Annotated in this window: 17 protein-coding genes; 14 read left to right on the top strand and 3 right to left on the bottom strand. The window is 72.4% G+C overall.

Features of this window, described 5'->3' with window-relative positions; translation table 11 throughout:
* The first annotated feature begins 114 nt into the window (after positions 1-114).
* The 7 genes from dxr to D9753_RS09660 all read left to right on the top strand — a co-directional run bounded on the left by dxr (position 115) and on the right by D9753_RS09660 (position 7,939).
* Positions 115-1,386: a 1-deoxy-D-xylulose-5-phosphate reductoisomerase gene (dxr, locus tag D9753_RS09690; protein ID WP_121786633.1), complete on the top strand. Its 1,272-nt coding sequence runs from the start codon at positions 115-117 to the stop codon at positions 1,384-1,386.
* The gene (locus tag D9753_RS09685; protein WP_121786632.1) at positions 1,383-2,684 is read left to right on the top strand and encodes a M50 family metallopeptidase; all 1,302 of its coding nucleotides are present in this window, start codon (positions 1,383-1,385) and stop codon (positions 2,682-2,684) included. The genes dxr and D9753_RS09685 overlap by 4 nt, the downstream gene beginning before the upstream one ends.
* Before the next feature lie 169 nt (positions 2,685-2,853).
* A complete protein-coding gene (ispG, locus tag D9753_RS09680) occupies positions 2,854-4,011 on the top strand; it encodes a flavodoxin-dependent (E)-4-hydroxy-3-methylbut-2-enyl-diphosphate synthase (protein ID WP_121786631.1) in 1,158 nt (385 codons plus the stop codon).
* Positions 4,012-4,110: 99 nt separating this feature from the next.
* A complete protein-coding gene (locus D9753_RS09675) occupies positions 4,111-4,959 on the top strand; it encodes a GNAT family N-acetyltransferase (RefSeq protein WP_121786630.1) in 849 nt (282 codons plus the stop codon).
* A gap of 20 nt (positions 4,960-4,979) precedes the next feature.
* The gene (locus tag D9753_RS09670; protein WP_121786629.1) at positions 4,980-5,510 is read left to right on the top strand and encodes a GNAT family N-acetyltransferase; all 531 of its coding nucleotides are present in this window, start codon (positions 4,980-4,982) and stop codon (positions 5,508-5,510) included.
* A 109-nt stretch (positions 5,511-5,619) separates the two neighbouring features.
* Positions 5,620-7,326 carry a proline--tRNA ligase gene (locus tag D9753_RS09665; RefSeq protein ID WP_121786628.1) on the top strand — a complete coding sequence of 569 codons (1,707 nt, stop codon included), beginning with the start codon at positions 5,620-5,622 and terminating at the stop codon, positions 7,324-7,326.
* Positions 7,327-7,435: 109 nt separating this feature from the next.
* The gene (locus D9753_RS09660) at positions 7,436-7,939 is read left to right on the top strand and encodes a GNAT family N-acetyltransferase (RefSeq protein WP_121786627.1); all 504 of its coding nucleotides are present in this window, start codon (positions 7,436-7,438) and stop codon (positions 7,937-7,939) included.
* A 72-nt stretch (positions 7,940-8,011) separates the two neighbouring features.
* Here the strand turns inward: D9753_RS09660 and D9753_RS09655 are convergent, their stop codons facing one another.
* The 3 genes from D9753_RS09655 to D9753_RS09645 are packed head-to-tail and all read right to left on the bottom strand — an operon-like array spanning position 8,012 to position 9,966.
* The gene (locus tag D9753_RS09655; RefSeq protein WP_121786626.1) at positions 8,012-8,911 is read right to left on the bottom strand and encodes an aminoglycoside phosphotransferase family protein; all 900 of its coding nucleotides are present in this window, start codon (positions 8,909-8,911) and stop codon (positions 8,012-8,014) included.
* Between the two features lie 60 nt (positions 8,912-8,971).
* Complete coding sequence (locus D9753_RS09650) at positions 8,972-9,457, bottom strand: ferritin-like domain-containing protein (RefSeq protein WP_121786625.1); 486 nt, start codon at positions 9,455-9,457, stop codon at positions 8,972-8,974.
* Positions 9,454-9,966 (bottom strand): hypothetical protein, encoded by a 513-nt coding sequence (locus tag D9753_RS09645; protein WP_121786624.1) that lies wholly within the window; start codon positions 9,964-9,966, stop codon positions 9,454-9,456. The genes D9753_RS09650 and D9753_RS09645 overlap by 4 nt, the downstream gene beginning before the upstream one ends.
* A 205-nt stretch (positions 9,967-10,171) precedes the next feature.
* On the opposite strand from D9753_RS09645, the gene rimP reads away from it, so the two are divergent.
* The 7 genes from rimP (at position 10,172) to truB (ending at position 17,248) form a co-directional block, all read left to right on the top strand.
* Positions 10,172-10,702, top strand: a complete 531-nt coding sequence (rimP, locus tag D9753_RS09635; protein WP_121786623.1) for a ribosome maturation factor RimP — start codon at positions 10,172-10,174, stop codon at positions 10,700-10,702.
* A 2-nt stretch (positions 10,703-10,704) separates the two neighbouring features.
* Positions 10,705-11,691, top strand: coding sequence for a transcription termination factor NusA (gene nusA / locus D9753_RS09630; RefSeq protein WP_121786622.1), 987 nt, complete (start codon positions 10,705-10,707; stop codon positions 11,689-11,691).
* Between the two features lie 121 nt (positions 11,692-11,812).
* Entirely contained in the window at positions 11,813-12,109 is a 297-nt protein-coding gene (locus D9753_RS09625; protein WP_121786621.1) for a YlxR family protein, read from the top strand.
* A 145-nt stretch (positions 12,110-12,254) separates the two neighbouring features.
* Positions 12,255-15,362, top strand: a complete 3,108-nt coding sequence (gene infB / locus D9753_RS09620) for a translation initiation factor IF-2 (protein ID WP_121786620.1) — start codon at positions 12,255-12,257, stop codon at positions 15,360-15,362.
* A 193-nt stretch (positions 15,363-15,555) separates the two neighbouring features.
* Positions 15,556-15,849 (top strand): DUF503 domain-containing protein, encoded by a 294-nt coding sequence (locus D9753_RS09615; RefSeq protein ID WP_121786619.1) that lies wholly within the window; start codon positions 15,556-15,558, stop codon positions 15,847-15,849.
* A gap of 41 nt (positions 15,850-15,890) precedes the next feature.
* A complete protein-coding gene (rbfA, locus tag D9753_RS09610; protein ID WP_121786618.1) occupies positions 15,891-16,346 on the top strand; it encodes a 30S ribosome-binding factor RbfA in 456 nt (151 codons plus the stop codon).
* Positions 16,343-17,248 (top strand): tRNA pseudouridine(55) synthase TruB, encoded by a 906-nt coding sequence (gene truB, locus D9753_RS09605; RefSeq protein WP_121786617.1) that lies wholly within the window; start codon positions 16,343-16,345, stop codon positions 17,246-17,248. Before rbfA ends, truB begins: the two co-directional genes overlap by 4 nt.
* Positions 17,249-17,497 lie beyond the last annotated feature (249 nt).

Genomic DNA, 17,497 nt, shown 5'->3' with positions numbered 1-17,497 from the left:
TCACGAGGGCTTCACCTTCGGAGAAACCCCTTCCTCCGGCCGTGCGGACCGCCGGGACACCCGTGCGAGGGACGCCCTGCCCGAGACGCCACCGCTTGCGGCCACAATGGGGGGATGACCGACAGTCCCGCCCATCCGGCGCCCCTCGCCGACCCGCACCTCGTGTACGACCCCGTCACCGGGGACGGACCCAGGAATGTGGTGATCCTCGGTTCCACCGGATCCATCGGCACCCAGGCCATCGACCTCGTGCTGCGCAACCCCGACCGTTTCCGGGTCACCGGCCTCTCCGCGAACGGCGGCCGGGTCGCCCTCCTCGCCGAGCAGGCGCACCGGCTGCGGGTGCGGACCGTGGCGGTCGCCCGCGAGGACGTCGTACCCGTGCTGCGCGAGGCGCTCGCCGCCGAGTACGGCAGCGGGGAGCCGCTGCCCGAGATCCTCGCCGGAGCCGACGCGGCCACCCGGCTCGCCGCCTCCGACTGCCACACCGTGCTGAACGGCATCACCGGTTCCATCGGTCTCGCCCCGACCCTCGCCGCCCTGGAGGCGGGCCGCACCCTCGCGCTCGCCAACAAGGAGTCGCTGATCGTCGGCGGCCCGCTGGTCAGGGCGCTCGCCGCGCCGGGCCAGATCATCCCGGTCGACTCCGAGCACGCCGCCCTCTTCCAGGCGCTCGCCGCCGGCACCCGCGCCGACGTCCGCAAGCTCGTCGTCACCGCGTCCGGCGGCCCCTTCCGCGGCCGGAGCAGGGCGGACCTGGCGCACGTCACCGTGGCGGACGCCCTCGCCCACCCCACCTGGGCGATGGGCCCGGTGATCACTGTCAACTCCGCGACCCTCGTCAACAAGGGGCTGGAGGTCATCGAGGCACACCTGCTCTACGACATTCCCTTCGACCGCATTGAGGTCGTCGTGCACCCGCAGTCGTATGTCCACTCGATGGTCGAGTTCACCGACGGATCCACGATCGCCCAGGCGACGCCCCCCGACATGCGCGGGCCGATCGCCATCGGTCTGGGCTGGCCCGAACGCGTTCCCGACGCGGCGCCCGCCTTCTCCTGGAGCGAGGCCTCCACCTGGGAGTTCTTCCCCCTGGACAACGAGGCCTTCCCCTCGGTGGACCTCGCCCGGCACGTGGGGCAGCTCGCGGGCACGGCCCCGGCGGTGTTCAATGCCGCCAACGAGGAGTGCGTCGCGGCCTTCCTGGACGGCGCGCTGCCCTTCAACGGGATCATGGAGACCGTGACCCGGGTGGTCGAGGAGCACGGCACCCCGTTCGCGGGAACCTCGCTCACCGTGTCGGACGTCCTCGAAGCGGAGACCTGGGCGCGGGCCCGGGCCCGCGAACTCACAGCCACGACGGCGACCGCGGAGGCGCGTGCATGACGACCTTGATGTTCATTCTCGGCATAGTGGTCTTCGCCGTCGGCCTGCTCGTCTCGATCGCCTGGCACGAGCTGGGGCACCTGTCCACGGCCAAGCTCTTCGGCATCCGCGTCCCGCAGTACATGGTGGGGTTCGGCCCCACCATCTGGTCGCGGAAGAAGGGCGACACCGAGTACGGCATCAAGGCCGTCCCGCTCGGCGGCTACATCCGTATGATCGGCATGTTCCCGCCCGACGGGCAGGGCCGGGTCTCCGCCCGCTCCACCTCGCCGTGGCGCGGCATGATCGAGGACGCCCGCTCGGCGGCCTTCGAGGAGCTCCAGCCGGGTGACGAGACGCGCATGTTCTACACGCGCAGGCCGTGGAAGCGCGTCATCGTCATGTTCGCGGGCCCCTTCATGAACCTCGTGCTCGCGATCGCCCTGTTCCTCACGGTGCTGATGGGCTTCGGCATCCAGCAGCAGACCACCACCGTCGCCTCCGTCTCGCCCTGCGTCATCGCACAGAGCCAGCACCGCGACACCTGCAAGAAGTCCGACCCCGAGTCCCCGGCGGCGCGGGCCGGCATGAAGGCGCGTGACCGGATCGTCTCCTTCGACGGCGTGCCCACCAAGGACTGGAACACGCTCTCGGACCTCATCCGGGACAGCGCCGGCAAGAACGTCGCGATCGTCGTCGACCGCAAGGGCCACCGGCTGACCCTGCACGCGAAGATCACCGAGAACCGGGTCGCCAGGAAGGACGCCGCCGGCAACTACGTCGGCGGCTACGTCAAGGCAGGCTTCCTCGGCTTCGGCTCCGCCACCGGCGTCGTCAAGCAGGACTTCGGCGAGTCCGTGACCTGGATGGGGGACCGGGTCGGCGACGCCGTCGACTCCCTCGTCGCCCTGCCCGGCAAGATCCCGGCCCTGTGGGACGCGGCCTTCGGCGACGGCCCGCGCGAACCCGACTCCCCGATGGGCATCGTCGGCGCGGCCCGGGTCACCGGCGAGATCGCCACCCTGGACATCCCGGCCTCGCAGCAGCTCGCCATGTTCGTGTTCGTGCTCGCCGGCTTCAACCTCTCCCTGTTCCTGTTCAACATGCTCCCGCTGCTCCCGCTCGACGGCGGGCACATCGCGGGCGCCCTGTGGGAGTCGCTGCGGCGCAACCTGGCCCGGGTGCTGCGCCGCCCCGACCCCGGCCCGTTCGACGTCGCCAAGCTGATGCCGGTGGCGTACGTGGTGGCCGGGATCTTCGTCTGCTTCACCGTCCTGGTCCTCATCGCCGACGTGGTGAACCCGGTGAAGATCACTTAGTCGCACGGTGTTCGGAGCGGCCCGGAACACGACCGTTTCCGGGCCGCCCCGAACGGGTGCCGTTACCGGGTGGGATGTGCCCGCGCCCGGGCCTGTGCCGTAATCTCGAAGCCCGGGACCCGCCGTTCACGGGACCGGCCTTGATCCACGACTTGGGGTTGCACAGCAGATGACTGCGATTTCTCTCGGCATGCCGTCCGTTCCGACCAAGCTCGCCGAACGCCGCAGGAGCCGGCAGATCCAGGTCGGAAGCGTGGCGGTCGGCGGAGACGCGCCCGTATCGGTCCAGTCGATGACCACGACCCGTACGTCCGACATCGGTGCCACCCTGCAGCAGATCGCCGAACTGACCGCGTCCGGCTGCCAGATCGTCCGCGTCGCCTGCCCCACCCAGGACGACGCCGACGCCCTCGCGACCATCGCCCGCAAGTCGCAGATCCCGGTCATCGCGGACATCCACTTCCAGCCCAAGTACGTCTTCGCCGCCATCGAGGCCGGCTGCGCCGCCGTCCGCGTCAACCCCGGCAACATCAAGCAGTTCGACGACAAGGTCAAGGAGATCGCCAAGGCCGCCTCGGAGCACGGCACCCCGATCCGCATCGGTGTCAACGCCGGCTCCCTCGACCGCCGCCTGCTCCAGAAGTACGGCAAGGCGACCCCCGAGGCCCTGGTCGAGTCGGCCCTGTGGGAGGCGTCCCTCTTCGAGGAGCACGACTTCCGCGACATCAAGATCTCCGTCAAGCACAACGACCCGGTCGTCATGATCGAGGCCTACCGCCAGCTCGCCGAGCAGTGTGACTACCCCCTCCACCTCGGCGTCACCGAGGCCGGCCCCGCCTTCCAGGGCACCATCAAGTCGGCCGTGGCCTTCGGCGCCCTCCTCTCCCAGGGCATCGGCGACACCATCCGCGTCTCCCTCTCCGCGCCGCCCGCCGAGGAGGTCAAGGTCGGCATCCAGATCCTGGAGTCGCTGAACCTGCGCCAGCGCGGCCTGGAGATCGTCTCCTGCCCGTCCTGCGGCCGCGCCCAGGTCGACGTCTACAAGCTCGCCGAAGAGGTCACCGCCGGCCTGACCGGCATGGAGGTCCCGCTGCGCGTCGCCGTCATGGGCTGCGTCGTCAACGGCCCCGGCGAGGCCCGCGAGGCCGACCTCGGCGTCGCCTCCGGCAACGGCAAGGGCCAGATCTTCGTCAAGGGCGAGGTCATCAAGACCGTCCCCGAGTCAAAGATCGTGGAAACCCTCATCGAGGAGGCCATGAAGCTGGCCGCCCGGATGGAGGCCGACGGCGCCGCCTCGGGCGAACCGTCGGTGTCGGTGACGGGCTGATCCGGCCCACCGCGGCCCACCGGCCGGGAGGCGCACCGCACAAGCAGCGCGGCTATAGTGCGGAGATCAGCAGAACCCAGCCAGGGTGAGGCCCCGCACGTGTTGACCCAGACCACCTCACGGGTGCTCGAACCGAGCGACCTGGACGCCGCGCTCGCCGTCCTCGACCGCGAGCCGGTCGCCAACGCCTTCGTGACCTCCCGGGTCCAGGTCGCCGGCCTCGACCCCTGGCGCCTCGGCGGCGAGATGTGGGGCTGGTACGAGGACGGCATGCTCACCTCCCTGTGCTACGCCGGCGCCAACCTCGTCCCCCTCTGCGCCACCCCCCGCGCCGTCCGCGCCTTCGCCGACCGCGCCCGGCGGGCCGGCCGCCGCTGCTCCTCCATCGTCGGCCCGGCCGACGCCACCGCCGAGCTGTGGCGGCTGCTGGAACCGCACTGGGGCCCGGCCCGCGAGGTCCGCGGCCACCAGCCGCTGATGGTCACCGACCGCATGCCCGCCGGCATCGCCCCCGACCCGCACGTCCGCCGCGTCCGCAAGGACGAGCTGGAGACGATCATGCCGGCGTGCGTGGCGATGTTCACCGAGGAGGTCGGCGTCTCCCCGATGGCCGGCGACGGCGGCCTGCTCTACCAGGCCCGCGTGGCCGAACTGGTCGGCGCCGGCCGCTCCTTCGCCCGCGTCGACGACACCGGCCGGGTCGTGTTCAAGGCGGAGATCGGCGCGGCCACCCCCCACGCCTGCCAGATCCAGGGCGTCTGGGTGGCCCCCGAACACCGGGGCAGGGGCCTGGCCGCCCCCGGCATGGCGGCGGTCCTGCGCTACGCCCTGACCGACATCGCCCCCGTCGCCAGCCTCTACGTGAACGACTACAACACCGCGGCCCGCAGCACCTACCACCGCGTGGGCTTCCACGAGGTCGGCGCCTTCATGAGTGTGCTGTTCTGAACCCCCTGTACGCTCCCCGCATGGACCCCGTGATCGGCACCCTGGACCTCACCGCCCACGTCGACGAGGCCCTGGCGGTCCAAGCCCTCGCCTTCGGACTGGGCCCCGACGAGGTCGCCGTACGCCGCCAGATCGTCCTGCGCCACATGCAGTACCAGGGCGCCCGGGCCTACGGCGCGAGAGTCGCCGGGCTGCTCGTCGGATTCGTGTACGGCATGCCCAACAGCCGTATCCACTGGTGGTCCACCGTCGTGGAGCCCTATCTGCGCGCCAACGGCAACCACGCCTGGCTGGACGACTCCTTCGTCATCACCGAGCTGCACGTCCACCCCGACCACCAGAACCGCGGCATCGGCCGGCGCCTGATCACCACGATCACCGACACCGCCACGCAGCCCCGCTCGATCCTCTCCGCGATCGACACCGACAGTCCCGCCCGCGGCCTCTACCACTCCCTCGGCTACACCGACCTGGCCCGCCAGGTCCACTTCCCGAGCGCACCGAGACCGTACGCCGTCATGGGCGCCCCCCTGCCGCTGCGCAGGCCCTAACCGATTTCCACCGGCACAGGAGGCCCGGCTAACCTCCTGTGCCAGCACCCTTCCCCACTCCCGGCCCCGCCCGAGTGGGGGACCCCCATCCGGCAGGAGTACGAGAACCATGGCCAACGCACCGGTCCAGCGCATGTCCCAGTTGATGGCGAAGACGCTGCGCGACGACCCGGCGGACGCCGAGGTCCTCAGCCACAAGCTCCTCGTCCGCGCCGGCTACGTCCGCCGCACGGCCGCCGGCATCTGGAGCTGGCTGCCCCTCGGCAAGAAGGTCCTCGCCAACGTGGAGCGGATCGTGCGCGAGGAGATGGACGCCATCGGCGCCCAGGAGGTCTCGCTGCCCGCCCTGCTGCCCCGCGAGCCCTACGAGGCGACCGGCCGCTGGGAGGAGTACGGCCAGGAACTGTTCCGGCTCAAGGACCGCAAGGGCGGCGACTACCTCCTCGGCCCCACCCACGAGGAGATCTTCACCCTCCTGGTCAAGGACCAGTGCACGTCCTACAAGGACCTGCCGGTGATCCTCTACCAGATCCAGACCAAGTTCCGCGACGAGGCCCGCCCCCGCGCCGGCATCCTGCGCGGCCGCGAGTTCCTCATGAAGGACTCGTACTCCTTCGACACGGAGGACGAGGGCCTCGCCAAGTCCTACGCCCTGCACCGCCAGGCCTACCAGCGCGTCTTCGAGCGCCTCGGCCTCGACTACCGCATCTGCGCCGCCACCGCCGGCGCGATGGGCTGCTCGAAGTCCGAGGAGTTCCTCGCCCCGGCCGAGGCCGGCGAGGACACCTTCGCGGACTGCCCGAACTGCGACTTCGCCGCCAACACCGAGGCGATCACCTACGAGCTGAAGCCGGTCGACGGCTCCGCCGTGCCCGCGCTCGAGGAGATCCCCACGCCCGACACCCCGACCATCGAGACCCTCGCCGCGTCCCTCGGTGTCCCGGCCTCCGCCACGCTGAAGAACCTGCTGGTCAAGGTCGATGGCGAGATCGTCGCCGTCGGCGTGCCCGGGGACCGCGAGGTCGACCTGGACAAGGTCGAGGCGCACTTCGCCCCGGCCGCCGTCGAGATGGTCACCGAGGCGGACTTCGCCGGCCGCCCCGACCTGGTGCGCGGCTACGTCGGCCCGCAGGGCCTCGGCGAGAAGGTGACGTACATCGCCGACCCTCGCGTGGCCCCCGGCACCGCCTGGATCACCGGCGCCAACAAGGAGCACACGCACGCCAAGAACGTCGTCGCCGGCCGTGACTTCGAGGTCGACGCCTACGTGGACGTCGTCGTGGTCCAGGAGGGCGACCCCTGCCCGAAGTGCGGCACCGGCCTGAAGCTGGACCGCGCCATCGAGATCGGCCACATCTTCCAGTTGGGCCGCAAGTACACCGACGCCCTCAAGCTGGACGTCCTCGGCCAGAACGGCAAGCCGGTCCGCGTCACCATGGGCTCCTACGGCATCGGTGTCTCCCGCGCCGTCGCCGCGCTGGCCGAGCAGACCGCCGACGAGCACGGCCTGGTGTGGACCAAGGAGGTCGCCCCGGCCGACGTGCACGTCGTCGCCGCGGGCAAGGCCCTCCAGACCGAGCTGGCCCTCGACGTCGCCGGGAAGCTGGCCGCCGCGGGCGTCCGCGTCCTGGTGGACGACCGGGCCGGGGTCTCCCCGGGCGTGAAGTTCACCGACGCCGAGCTGATCGGCGTCCCCCAGATCCTGGTGGCCGGCCGCCGCTCCGGCGAGGGCGTCCTGGAACTGAAGGACCGCAGGACCGGTGAGCGCGAGGAGCTGACGGTCGAGGACGCGATCGCCCGCCTGACCGCGCGGTAGGGGAGACCCACGGGAGTCCGCGGGCGCACGGCCGCCCCGGACTCCCGCCGGTGCCACCCCCCGGAAAACCGCTTCGGTCCGACGGGGACCGCTGCCTAGGCTGGCCCGCATGCCGACACTCGAGCGACTCCGGCCCGGTCACGAGGCCGCCCTGCTGGCCTTCGAACGCGCCAACCGGGCGTACTTCGCCCGGACGGTGTCCGACCGCACAGACGCGTACTTCGCCGGGTTCGCCGCCCGCCACCGCGCGCTCCTCGCCGAACAGGCGGCCGGTGTCTGCCACTTCCACGTCATCCTCGACGACCGGGGCGAACTCGTCGGCCGCGTCAACCTGGTGGACGTCGACGCGGGCAGCGCCGAACTCGGCTACCGGATCGGCGAGCGCGCCGCGGGCCGCGGACTGGCCACGGCGATGGTCGCCGAGGTCTGCGACCTGGCCCGCGGGGCGTACGGGCTGTCCGCCCTCACCGCGCTCACCACCACCGACCACACGGCCTCCCGGACCGTCCTGGAGCGCAACGGGTTCACCGTGACGGGAAACACCTTGGTCGCCGGCCGCCCCGGCGTCCGCTACCGACGCCGCCTGGACACGAACACCGGCCGGCCCTGGTGACCCTCCGGACGCAGCCGGAGCCGTGGCCGGCAGGCACGGCGACCGGGCACGGCCCTGCCCGCGGAGCGGCCCTCACAGCCAGCCCGCGAACTCCAGCAGCAGTTCCGCGTCCTTCTCCCGGCCGACCCGCCGGGCCCGGATCCCCGACTCCACCGCCCGGAACAGCGTCCAGCCGCGCAGCCGCTCCTGGTCCACCTCCAGCGACTCCGCCAGCCGCTTGATCCGGCGCCGGGTGACGGCCGGGCCGGACGGCGTCGCGATCAGGTCCTCGACCCGGTCCCGCACCAGCCGGGCCAGGTCGAAGGCGCTCTCACCGACCACCGGGTCCGGCCCCACCGCCAGCCACGGCGTCCGCTCCCCGCCGAGCACCTTGCTCTGCCGGAACGTGCCGTGCAGCAGCAGTTGCGCGGGCGGCGCGGCCAGCAGCTCCTCGCGGGCCGCGAGCGCCGCGTCGACCAGCGGCGCCGCCTCCGCGTCGGCCCCGGCGCCCGCCCGCATCGCCGCCGCCTGCCGGCCGGTGCGCTCCGCGACGGTCTCGAAGACATGACCGGCCGGCGGCTCCACCCACAGCCTGCGCAGCGTCCCCGCCGCCTCCAGCAGCGCCTTCGCCTCCGGCAGCGACCGCACCGACACATCCGGGTGCAGCCGCTCCAGCAGCAGCACCCCCTCGTCCGGCTCCGCCTCCAGTAGCTGTACGGCGCCCAGCCCGGCCCAGTGCGCCAGCGCCGCCCGCTCGCTGCCCGGACGGGCCCGCGGCGGGGCCAGCTTCAGCACGGCCGGCGTGCCGTCCGCCCGCCGCACCAGCACGACCAGGCTGCTGCGCCCGCCCGGCACCTGGACCCGCTCGACGGTCAACTCGCGCCGGGCGACGGCCCGCTCGGCCAGCCCGGGCAGCCGCGCCAGCCAGTCGTCACCGGCCGGCGCCGTCTCACCGAGCGCCCGCACCAGGCGCTGCGGCGGTTCGAAAGCCATGCGCGAGTCGTTCCCTTCCTGTCCGGTCCTGTCCGGTCCTGTCCGGCCCGTGCCCGGTGCCTACCGGGACGCCGACGCCGACGGGGTCGTGCCGGCCGCGCCCGCCTGCCCGGCGGACCGCTCGGCGAGCCCAGGGAAGGCTACGCTCTCCCCGTTCCAGCGCACCGCCCGCACCGCGGCCTCCCGCAGCGCGCCGGCGGCATCGGCCCGCCGCGCCCCGCTCGCCGCCCGCACCAGGTCCGAGTACACCCCGGCCACCCGCTCCTCCAGCCGTGCCGCCAGCCGCACCGCCGACCCCCCGTCCCGGACCGGGAACGGCAGCGCGTACCCGGCGCTCGCGGCGACCGGCGCGCCGCCCAGGTCACGCACCGCGCGCACCAGTGCGTCCCGGCGCGCCCGGTGGGCGTCGTACGCCGCCCGCGCCTCGGACCGGCGCTGCTCGCCGATCCGCCCGCCGACGACGCCGTACCCGTACACCGCCGCGTGTTCCGCCGCCAGCGCCGCCTGGAGCGCCGTCAGCTCGGCCTGCTCGGTCCCGTCGCTCACCTTGCCCCCTCCGTCAGCAGGTACGCGTGCGCCGCCCCGGCCGCCGCGACCGACGCCAGCAGCCGCGCCAGCTCACCCGGCACGTCCAGCAGCTCCCTGCCCCGCCGGTCGGCGAGGACCCGCTCGGCGGCGGCGAGAGCGGCGAGGGCCTCCTTGTCGGTGCCGGGTACGGGAGCGAGGGAGGGCGACGCCGTGGCCGTGCCGGCGACCGCGCCGGTGGCCGCCGTACCGTCCCCGAAGGCCGCCGCGTGGGCCGCGACCTGGGCCCGCAGCGGGCGCAGCCGCTCGGCGAGCCCGGGACGGGCGGCGAGCACGGCGTCGTAGCGCTCCAGCAGCTCCCGGCTGTCCCGGGCCGCACGCGCGCGGGCCCGGGCGACGGCCGACGGGCCGTCGCCGCCGGTGTCCGGTCCGGCCGAGCAGCCCGCCAGCAGGGCGGCGGCGCCGGCCGAGGCGAGCAGGGATCTTCTGCGCGGCCCCGAGGGGGTGCGCGGCGGTGGGGGGTACGGCACTGCGGACGTCCTCGGAGAACTCGTGCGGAGGGAAGAACGGCTGGCGGGCGGCCCGCCCGTGATCACCGTACCCGCGCACCCGTCCCGCGCCACTCACCGGCACCGCGGGGCACCGGGTGGACCGCAACACCTCCCGCGACCCGATACCCTTTGACCAGACACGCGACCATCCCACAACAGCACACGCGGCCGAGGAGTCACCCGGATGAGCACCACCCAGAGCGAGAGGCTGCGAGAGCTGCTCGAACCGCTCGTCACCTCCCAGGGGCTGGATCTCGAAGAGATCGCCGTGGACTCGGTCGGACGCAAGCGGGTGCTGCGCGTGGTCGTGGACTCCGACACCGGAGCGGACCTGGACGCGATCGCCGATGTGAGCCGTGCGCTCTCGGCGAAGCTCGACGAGACGAACGCGATGGGCGAGGACGCCTACGACCTGGAGGTCGGAACCCCCGGCGCCGAGCGCCTCCTCACCGAGCACCGCCACTTCGTGCGCGCCACCGGCCGGCTGGTGCGGTTCCGGCTGGCCGAGGGCGACGAGCTGGTGGCGCGGATCCTGCGGGTGGACGACGAGGGCGTCGACGTCGAGGTGCCCGGGGTGAAGGGCCGCAAGCCCACCGCCCGCAGGCTCGCCTTCCCGGAGGTGGCCCGCGCCCGCGTGCAGGTCGAGTTCAACCGCAAGGACAGCACGGACAGCAAGAACACCGAGAAGGACATGAAGGAAGAGGAGGAGGCGTAGCCGTGGACATCGACATGAGCGCCCTGCGGGGCTTGGTGCGGGAGAAGGAGATCTCCTTCGACCTGCTGGTCGGAGCGATCGAATCGGCCCTCCTCATCGCCTACCACCGCACCGAGGGAAGCCGCCGGCACGCGCGCGTGGAGCTCAACCGGGAGACCGGACATGTGACCGTGTGGGCGAAGGAGGACCCCGACGACCTCGAAGAGGGCCAGGAGTCCCGCGAGTTCGACGACACCCCGTCCGGCTTCGGCCGGATCGCCGCGACCACCGCCAAGCAGGTGATCCTCCAGCGGCTGCGCGACGCCGAGGACGACGCGACGCTCGGCGAGTACGCCGGCCGGGAGGGCGACATCGTCACCGGTGTCGTCCAGCAGGGCCGCGACCCGAAGAACGTGCTCGTGGACATCGGCAAGCTGGAGGCCATCCTGCCGGTGCAGGAGCAGGTGCCCGGCGAGACCTACCCGCACGGCATGCGGCTGCGCAGCTACGTCGTCCGGGTCGCCAAGGGCGTCCGCGGCCCCTCCGTGACCCTCTCGCGCACGCACCCCAACCTGGTGAAGAAGCTCTTCGCCCTGGAGGTGCCGGAGATCGCCGACGGTTCGGTGGAGATCGCCGCGATCGCCCGTGAGGCCGGTCACCGCACGAAGATCGCCGTACGGTCCACCCGTTCGGGTCTGAATGCCAAGGGCGCCTGCATCGGCCCGATGGGCGGCCGGGTGCGCAACGTGATGGGCGAGCTGAACGGCGAGAAGATCGACATCGTCGACTGGTCGGACGACCCGGCGGAGATGGTCGCGAACGCCCTGTCACCCGCGCGGGTGAACAAGGTGGAGGTCGTGGACATGGGCGCCCGCTCCGCGCGGGTGACCGTGCCCGACTACCAGCTTTCGCTGGCGATCGGCAAGGAGGGCCAGAACGCCCGCCTCGCCGCCCGCCTCACCGGCTGGCGGATCGACATCCGGCCCGACATCGAGCAGGCCGGGGAGTAGGCACCGGGGGAGACCGCGGCCCGGGGAATAGATCCAGGCCGTAGGTCGGTTGAATCACGACAAGAGCCGTTCGATCGCTGCCCCGAAGGGGTGAGGTCGGTACGGGGAGGTAGACTTAAGCGTGTCTGGCCGGACGCACGACCCAGTATGCCCAGAACGCACCTGTGTGGGGTGCCGGGAGCGGGCGGCCAAGAACGATCTCCTGCGGATCGTGAAGAACGAGGATGCATGCGTCCCCGATCCTCGCGGTACGCTGCCCGGCCGGGGTGCGTACGTGCATCCCGTCCTGGTCTGTCTCGACCAGGCGGTACGCCGCCGGGTGTTCCCGCGGGCACTGCGCGCCCCGGGAGCGCTCGACACAAAGGCGTTGCGCCGATACGTCGAGCAGACGACAGTTGCCAAGCAGGCAACGCCGTAAGACATGCCGTACGGAAAACCGTGCGGCTTGGTACCTCGCGAGTCGAAAGCAGGTCGAGATTGCGATGAGCACTCGATGAGTACGCGATGAGTACGCCCATGAACTAGCGACGGTCCGGCTTCAACCCGGACCTCAAAGGAGCGAAGTGGCTAAGGTCCGGGTCTACGAACTCGCCAAGGAGTTCGGTGTCGAGAGCAAGGTCGTCATGGCCAAGCTCCAGGAACTCGGTGAATTCGTCCGTTCGGCGTCTTCGACCATCGAAGCGCCGGTTGTACGTAAGCTGACCGACGCCTTCCAGGGTGGTGGTTCCGGCAAGTCCGCCGGTAAGCCCGCCCCGCGCAAGGCCACCCCCAGGCCCGCCGCGCCCTCTCCGGCGCAGGCGGCACGTCCGGCTGCCCCGAGGCCGCCGGCCCCCAAGCCGTCGACGGCGCCCGCTGCCCAGCAGCCGGCCGCCCCGGCGGCTCCCTCGGCATCCGCGCCGGCCCCCGGCCCGCGTCCGGTGCCGGGTCCCAAGCCCGCGCCCCGCCCGGCCCCGGCCGCCCCGGAGTTCACCGCTCCGCCGGCTGCCCCGGCCCCGCAGGCTCCGGCAGCCCAGAGCCAGCCGCAGAGCCAGGGTCAGAACCAGGGCCAGGGCCAGCGTCCGGGCGCCCGTCCCGGTGCCCCCAGGCCCGGTGGCCGCCCCGGCGGTCCGGGTCAGGGCCAGCAGGGCCAGCGCCCCGCGGCCGCCCAGGGCGGCGGTCCGCGTCCCGGCGGTTCCGCGCCGCGTCCGGGTGGCCGTCCGGCCGGCCCGCGTCCGGGTAACAACCCCTTCACCTCCGGTGGTTCCACCGGCATGGCCCGTCCGCAGGCTCCGCGCCCGCAGGGCGGTCCGCGTCCCGGCGGGCCCGGTGCCCCCGGCGCCGGCCCCCGTCCGCAGGCGCCCGGCGCCCAGGGCGGCGGTCCGCGTCCGCAGTCTCCCGGCGGTTCCCGTCCGTCGCCGGCCGGCATGCCCCGCCCGCAGGGCGGCCCGCGTCCCGGCCCGGCCGGTCCGCGTCCGAACCCCGGCATGATGCCGCAGCGTCCCGCTGCGGGCCCGCGTCCGGGCGGCGGTGGCCCCGGCGGCCGCGGTCCCGGTGCCGGCGGTCGTCCCGGTGGCGGCGGCGGTCGCCCGGGTGGCGGCGGCGGCTTCGCCGGTCGTCCCGGTGGCGGCGGTGGCGGTTTCGCCGGTCGTCCCGGTGGTGGCGGCGGTGGCGGTGGCTTCGCCGGCCGTCCGGGTGGTCCCGGTGGTGGCGGCGGTGGCCGTCCCGGCTTCGGTGGCCGTCCCGGCGGTCCCGGTGGCCGCGGTGGGACGCAGGGCGCCTTCGGCCGTCCCGGCGGTCCCGCGCGTCGTGGCCGCAAGTCGAAGCGGCAGAGGCGCCAGGAGTACGAGGCCATGCAGGCCCCGAGCGTCGGCGGCGTGATGCTGCCGCGCGGCAACGGCGAGGCCATCCGCCTCTCCCGCGGCGCGTCGCTCACGGACTTCGCGGAGAAGATCAACGCCAACCCGGCGTCGCTCGTCGCGGTCATGATGAACCTCGGCGAGATGGTCACGGCCACGCAGTCCGTCTCCGACGAGACCCTGGAACTCCTCGCCGGCGAGATGAACTACACGGTTCAGATCGTCAGCCCCGAGGAGGAGGACCGCGAGCTGCTCGAGTCCTTCGACATCGAGTTCGGCGAGGACGAGGGCGATGAGGAGGACCTGGTCGTCCGTCCGCCGGTCGTGACCGTCATGGGTCACGTCGACCACGGTAAGACCCGCCTGCTCGACGCCATCCGCAAGACCAACGTCATCGCGGGCGAGGCCGGCGGCATCACCCAGCACATCGGTGCCTACCAGGTCGCGACCGAGGTCAACGAAGAAGAGCGCAAGATCACCTTCATCGACACCCCGGGTCACGAGGCGTTCACCGCCATGCGTGCCCGTGGTGCGAAGTCGACCGACATCGCGATCCTGGTCGTCGCGGCCAACGACGGCGTCATGCCGCAGACGGTCGAGGCGCTCAACCACGCGAAGGCGGCCGAGGTCCCGATCGTCGTCGCGGTCAACAAGATCGACGTCGAGGGTGCCGACCCGACCAAGGTGCGCGGTCAGCTGACCGAGTTCGGTCTGGTGGCCGAGGAGTACGGCGGCGACACGATGTTCGTCGACATCTCCGCCAAGCAGGGTCTGAACATCGACTCGCTGCTGGAGGCCGTGATCCTCACGGCCGACGCCTCGCTCGACCTCCGGGCCAACCCGAGCCAGGACGCGCAGGGCATCTCCATCGAGTCCCGTCTCGACCGCGGCCGTGGTGCCGTGGCGACGGTCCTCGTCCAGCGAGGCACGCTGCGGGTCGGCGACACGATGGTCGTGGGCGACGCCTACGGCCGGGTGCGCGCCATGCTCGACGACAACGGCAACAACGTCGCCGAGGCGGGCCCGTCGACGCCGGTCCAGGTCCTGGGCCTGACCAACGTCCCGGGTGCCGGTGACAACTTCCTCGTGGTCGAGGAGGACCGTACGGCCCGCCAGATCGCGGAGAAGCGCGCCGCCCGTGAGCGCAACGCGGCCTTCGCGAAGCGCACGCGCCGCGTGTCCCTGGAGGACCTGGACAAGGTGCTCAAGGCCGGCGAGATCCAGCAGCTCAACCTGATCATCAAGGGTGACGCGTCTGGTTCCGTCGAGGCCCTCGAGTCCTCCCTGCTCCAGCTGGACGTCGGCGAAGAGGTCGACATCCGCGTCCTGCACCGCGGTGTCGGTGCGGTCACGGAGTCCGACATCGACCTGGCGATGGGCTCCGACGCCATCGTGATCGGCTTCAACGTCCGCGCGGCCGGCCGCGCGGCGCAGATGGCCGAGCGCGAGGGTGTGGACGTCCGGTACTACTCGGTCATCTACCAGGCGATCGAGGAGATCGAGGCGGCCCTCAAGGGCATGCTCAAGCCGGAGTTCGAAGAGGTCGAGCTGGGTACGGCGGAGATCCGCGAGGTCTTCAAGTCGTCCAAGCTGGGCAACATCGCGGGTGTCCTCATCCGGTCCGGCGAGGTCAAGCGCAACACCAAGGCGCGCCTCATCCGCGACGGCAAGGTGGTCGCGGAGAGCCTCAACATCGACGGTCTGCGTCGCTTCAAGGACGACGTCACCGAGATCCGCGAAGGGTTCGAGGGCGGTATCAACCTCGGCAACTTCAACGACATCAAGGTCGACGACGTCATCGCGACGTACGAGATGCGCGAGAAGCCGCGGGCGTAACGCTCACGGTGCGTGCCGGCCGGCGGGACTTCGGTCCCGCCGGCCGGCGCGCCGTTTGCGGCCCGTGTCCATGGCCCACGGAGCGTAATATCCGTCGAGCCCACGGGCCGCTTCGTTGTACGGTTCTTGGTGTCCCCGGCCATACGGCTCCGGGGCCACCGATCCCGTACCGGCGGGTGAACCGGTTACACACATGTACGTGGGGACTCTGTCCTTCGACCTTCTCCTCGGCGACGTCCACTCGCTGAAGGAGAAACGCTCCGTCGTCCGCCCGATCGTCGCCGAACTCCAGCGGAAGTACGCCGTGAGCGCGGCCGAGGTGGACCACATGGACCTCCACCGGCGGGCGGTCATCGGCCTGGCCGTGGTCTCCGGCGACACGGCGCACGTCGCCGACGTACTGGACCGGTGCGAACGGCTGGTCGCCGGCCGCCCCGAGGTGGAGCTGCTGTCCGCACGACGGCGCCTCCACGGCGACGACGACTGACCACAGAACACGAAGCAGAAGAAAGAACGGGAGACGGACCAGTGGCCGACAACGCGCGGGCGAAAAGGCTGGCGGACCTCATCCGGGAGGTGGTGGCCCAGAAGCTTCAGCGCGGGATCAAGGACCCGCGGCTCGGCTCGCACGTCACCATCACGGACACCCGGGTCACGGGTGACCTGCGGGAGGCGACCGTCTTCTACACGGTCTACGGTGACGAGGAGGAGCGGGCCGCCGCCGCCGCGGGCCTGGAGAGCGCCAAGGGCGTCCTGCGCTCCGAGGTGGGCCGCGCGGCCCAGGTGAAGTTCACGCCCACCCTGACCTTCGTCGCCGACGCCCTGCCGGACACCGCCAAGACCATCGAGGACCTCCTCGACCGGGCCCGGCAGTCCGACCAGCAGGTGCGCGACGTGGCCACGGGCGCCTCGTACGCCGCCGGCGCGGACCCCTACCGCAAGCCGGCCGACGACGACGACACGGACGGCGACGCCGCGGAATGACCCAGAAGCACACCACGCCCGACGGCCTTGTCATCGTCGACAAGCCGTCGGGCTTCACTTCGCACGACGTGGTCGCCAAGATGCGCGGCATCGCGAGGACCCGCCGCGTCGGCCACGCCGGCACGCTCGACCCCATGGCGACCGGTGTCCTGGTCCTCGGGATCGAGCGCGCCACCAAGCTCCTCGGGCACCTCGCGCTCACCGAGAAGGAGTACCTGGGCACCATCCGCCTGGGCCAGAACACCCTCACCGACGACGCCGAGGGCGACATCACCTCCGCCACCGACGCCTCCAAGGTGACCAGGGACGCCATCGACGCCGGCATCGCCCGGCTGACCGGCGACATCATGCAGGTGCCGTCCAAGGTCAGCGCCATCAAGATCGACGGCGTACGGTCCTACAAGCGGGCCCGTGAGGGCGAGGAGTTCGAGATCCCCGCCCGGCCCGTGACCGTCTCCTCCTTCACGGTGTACGACGTCCGGGACGCCGTCGCCGAGGACGGCACGCCCGTGCTCGACCTGATCGTGTCGGTGGTCTGCTCCTCCGGCACCTACATCCGCGCCCTCGCCCGCGACCTGGGCGCCGGTCTCGGCGTGGGCGGACACCTCACCGCGCTGCGCCGGACGCGTGTCGGCCCGTACAAGCTCGACGCGGCGAAGACGCTGGACCAGCTCCAGCAGGAGCTGACCGTGATGCCGGTCGCCGAGGCCGCGACGGCGGCGTTCCGCCGCTGGGACGTCGACGCCAGGCGGTCCCAGCTCCTGCTGAACGGCGTCCGCCTGGAGATGCCCGACGAGTACGCGGGCGCCGGACCCGTGGCCGTGTTCGACCGCGAGGGCCGCTTCCTCGCGCTCGTCGAGGAACACAAGGGCAAGGCGAAGAGCCTGGCCGTCTTCGGCTGAGCGGATACCGCGGGGCTGTCGCCCGACTGATCTGCGGCGGTGCGGGGGCGGGGCCGTGCCGGGCACGCCGGGCTGCCGGGTCGGTCGAGCGGTTGGAGGTCTGCCGGGCTGCCGGGCTGTTCGGGTGGCTGGGGGAGGCTCCGGGCCTGTGGGTGGCTGGGGGCCTGCCCGGTCGGCGGGTGGCTGGGGGGCCGCCGGGCCGGCGTCTTCCCGTGGAGCGGCGGCCGGGCACGGACTCCGGCCCTGCCG

The organism is Streptomyces dangxiongensis (assembly GCF_003675325.1).
GTDB classification, from domain to species: Bacteria; Actinomycetota; Actinomycetes; order Streptomycetales; family Streptomycetaceae; genus Streptomyces; species Streptomyces dangxiongensis.
This window is presented reverse-complemented; position numbering and strand designations above follow the sequence as displayed.

Excerpts from the sequence above, each read along its gene's own strand:
- D9753_RS09665 (WP_121786628.1), top strand. The coding sequence starts at position 5,620 with ATGGCCAACGCACCGGTCCAGCGCATGTCCCAGTTGATGGCGAAGACG.
- truB (WP_121786617.1), top strand. The coding sequence starts at position 16,343 with ATGACCCAGAAGCACACCACGCCCGACGGCCTTGTCATCGTCGACAAG.
- rimP (WP_121786623.1), top strand. The coding sequence starts at position 10,172 with ATGAGCACCACCCAGAGCGAGAGGCTGCGAGAGCTGCTCGAACCGCTC.
- D9753_RS09685 (WP_121786632.1), top strand. The coding sequence starts at position 1,383 with ATGACGACCTTGATGTTCATTCTCGGCATAGTGGTCTTCGCCGTCGGC.
- dxr (WP_121786633.1), top strand. The coding sequence starts at position 115 with ATGACCGACAGTCCCGCCCATCCGGCGCCCCTCGCCGACCCGCACCTC.
- D9753_RS09660 (WP_121786627.1), top strand. The coding sequence starts at position 7,436 with ATGCCGACACTCGAGCGACTCCGGCCCGGTCACGAGGCCGCCCTGCTG.
- D9753_RS09655 (WP_121786626.1), bottom strand. The coding sequence starts at position 8,911 with ATGGCTTTCGAACCGCCGCAGCGCCTGGTGCGGGCGCTCGGTGAGACG.
- D9753_RS09615 (WP_121786619.1), top strand. The coding sequence starts at position 15,556 with ATGTACGTGGGGACTCTGTCCTTCGACCTTCTCCTCGGCGACGTCCAC.
- ispG (WP_121786631.1), top strand. The coding sequence starts at position 2,854 with ATGACTGCGATTTCTCTCGGCATGCCGTCCGTTCCGACCAAGCTCGCC.
- D9753_RS09670 (WP_121786629.1), top strand. The coding sequence starts at position 4,980 with ATGGACCCCGTGATCGGCACCCTGGACCTCACCGCCCACGTCGACGAG.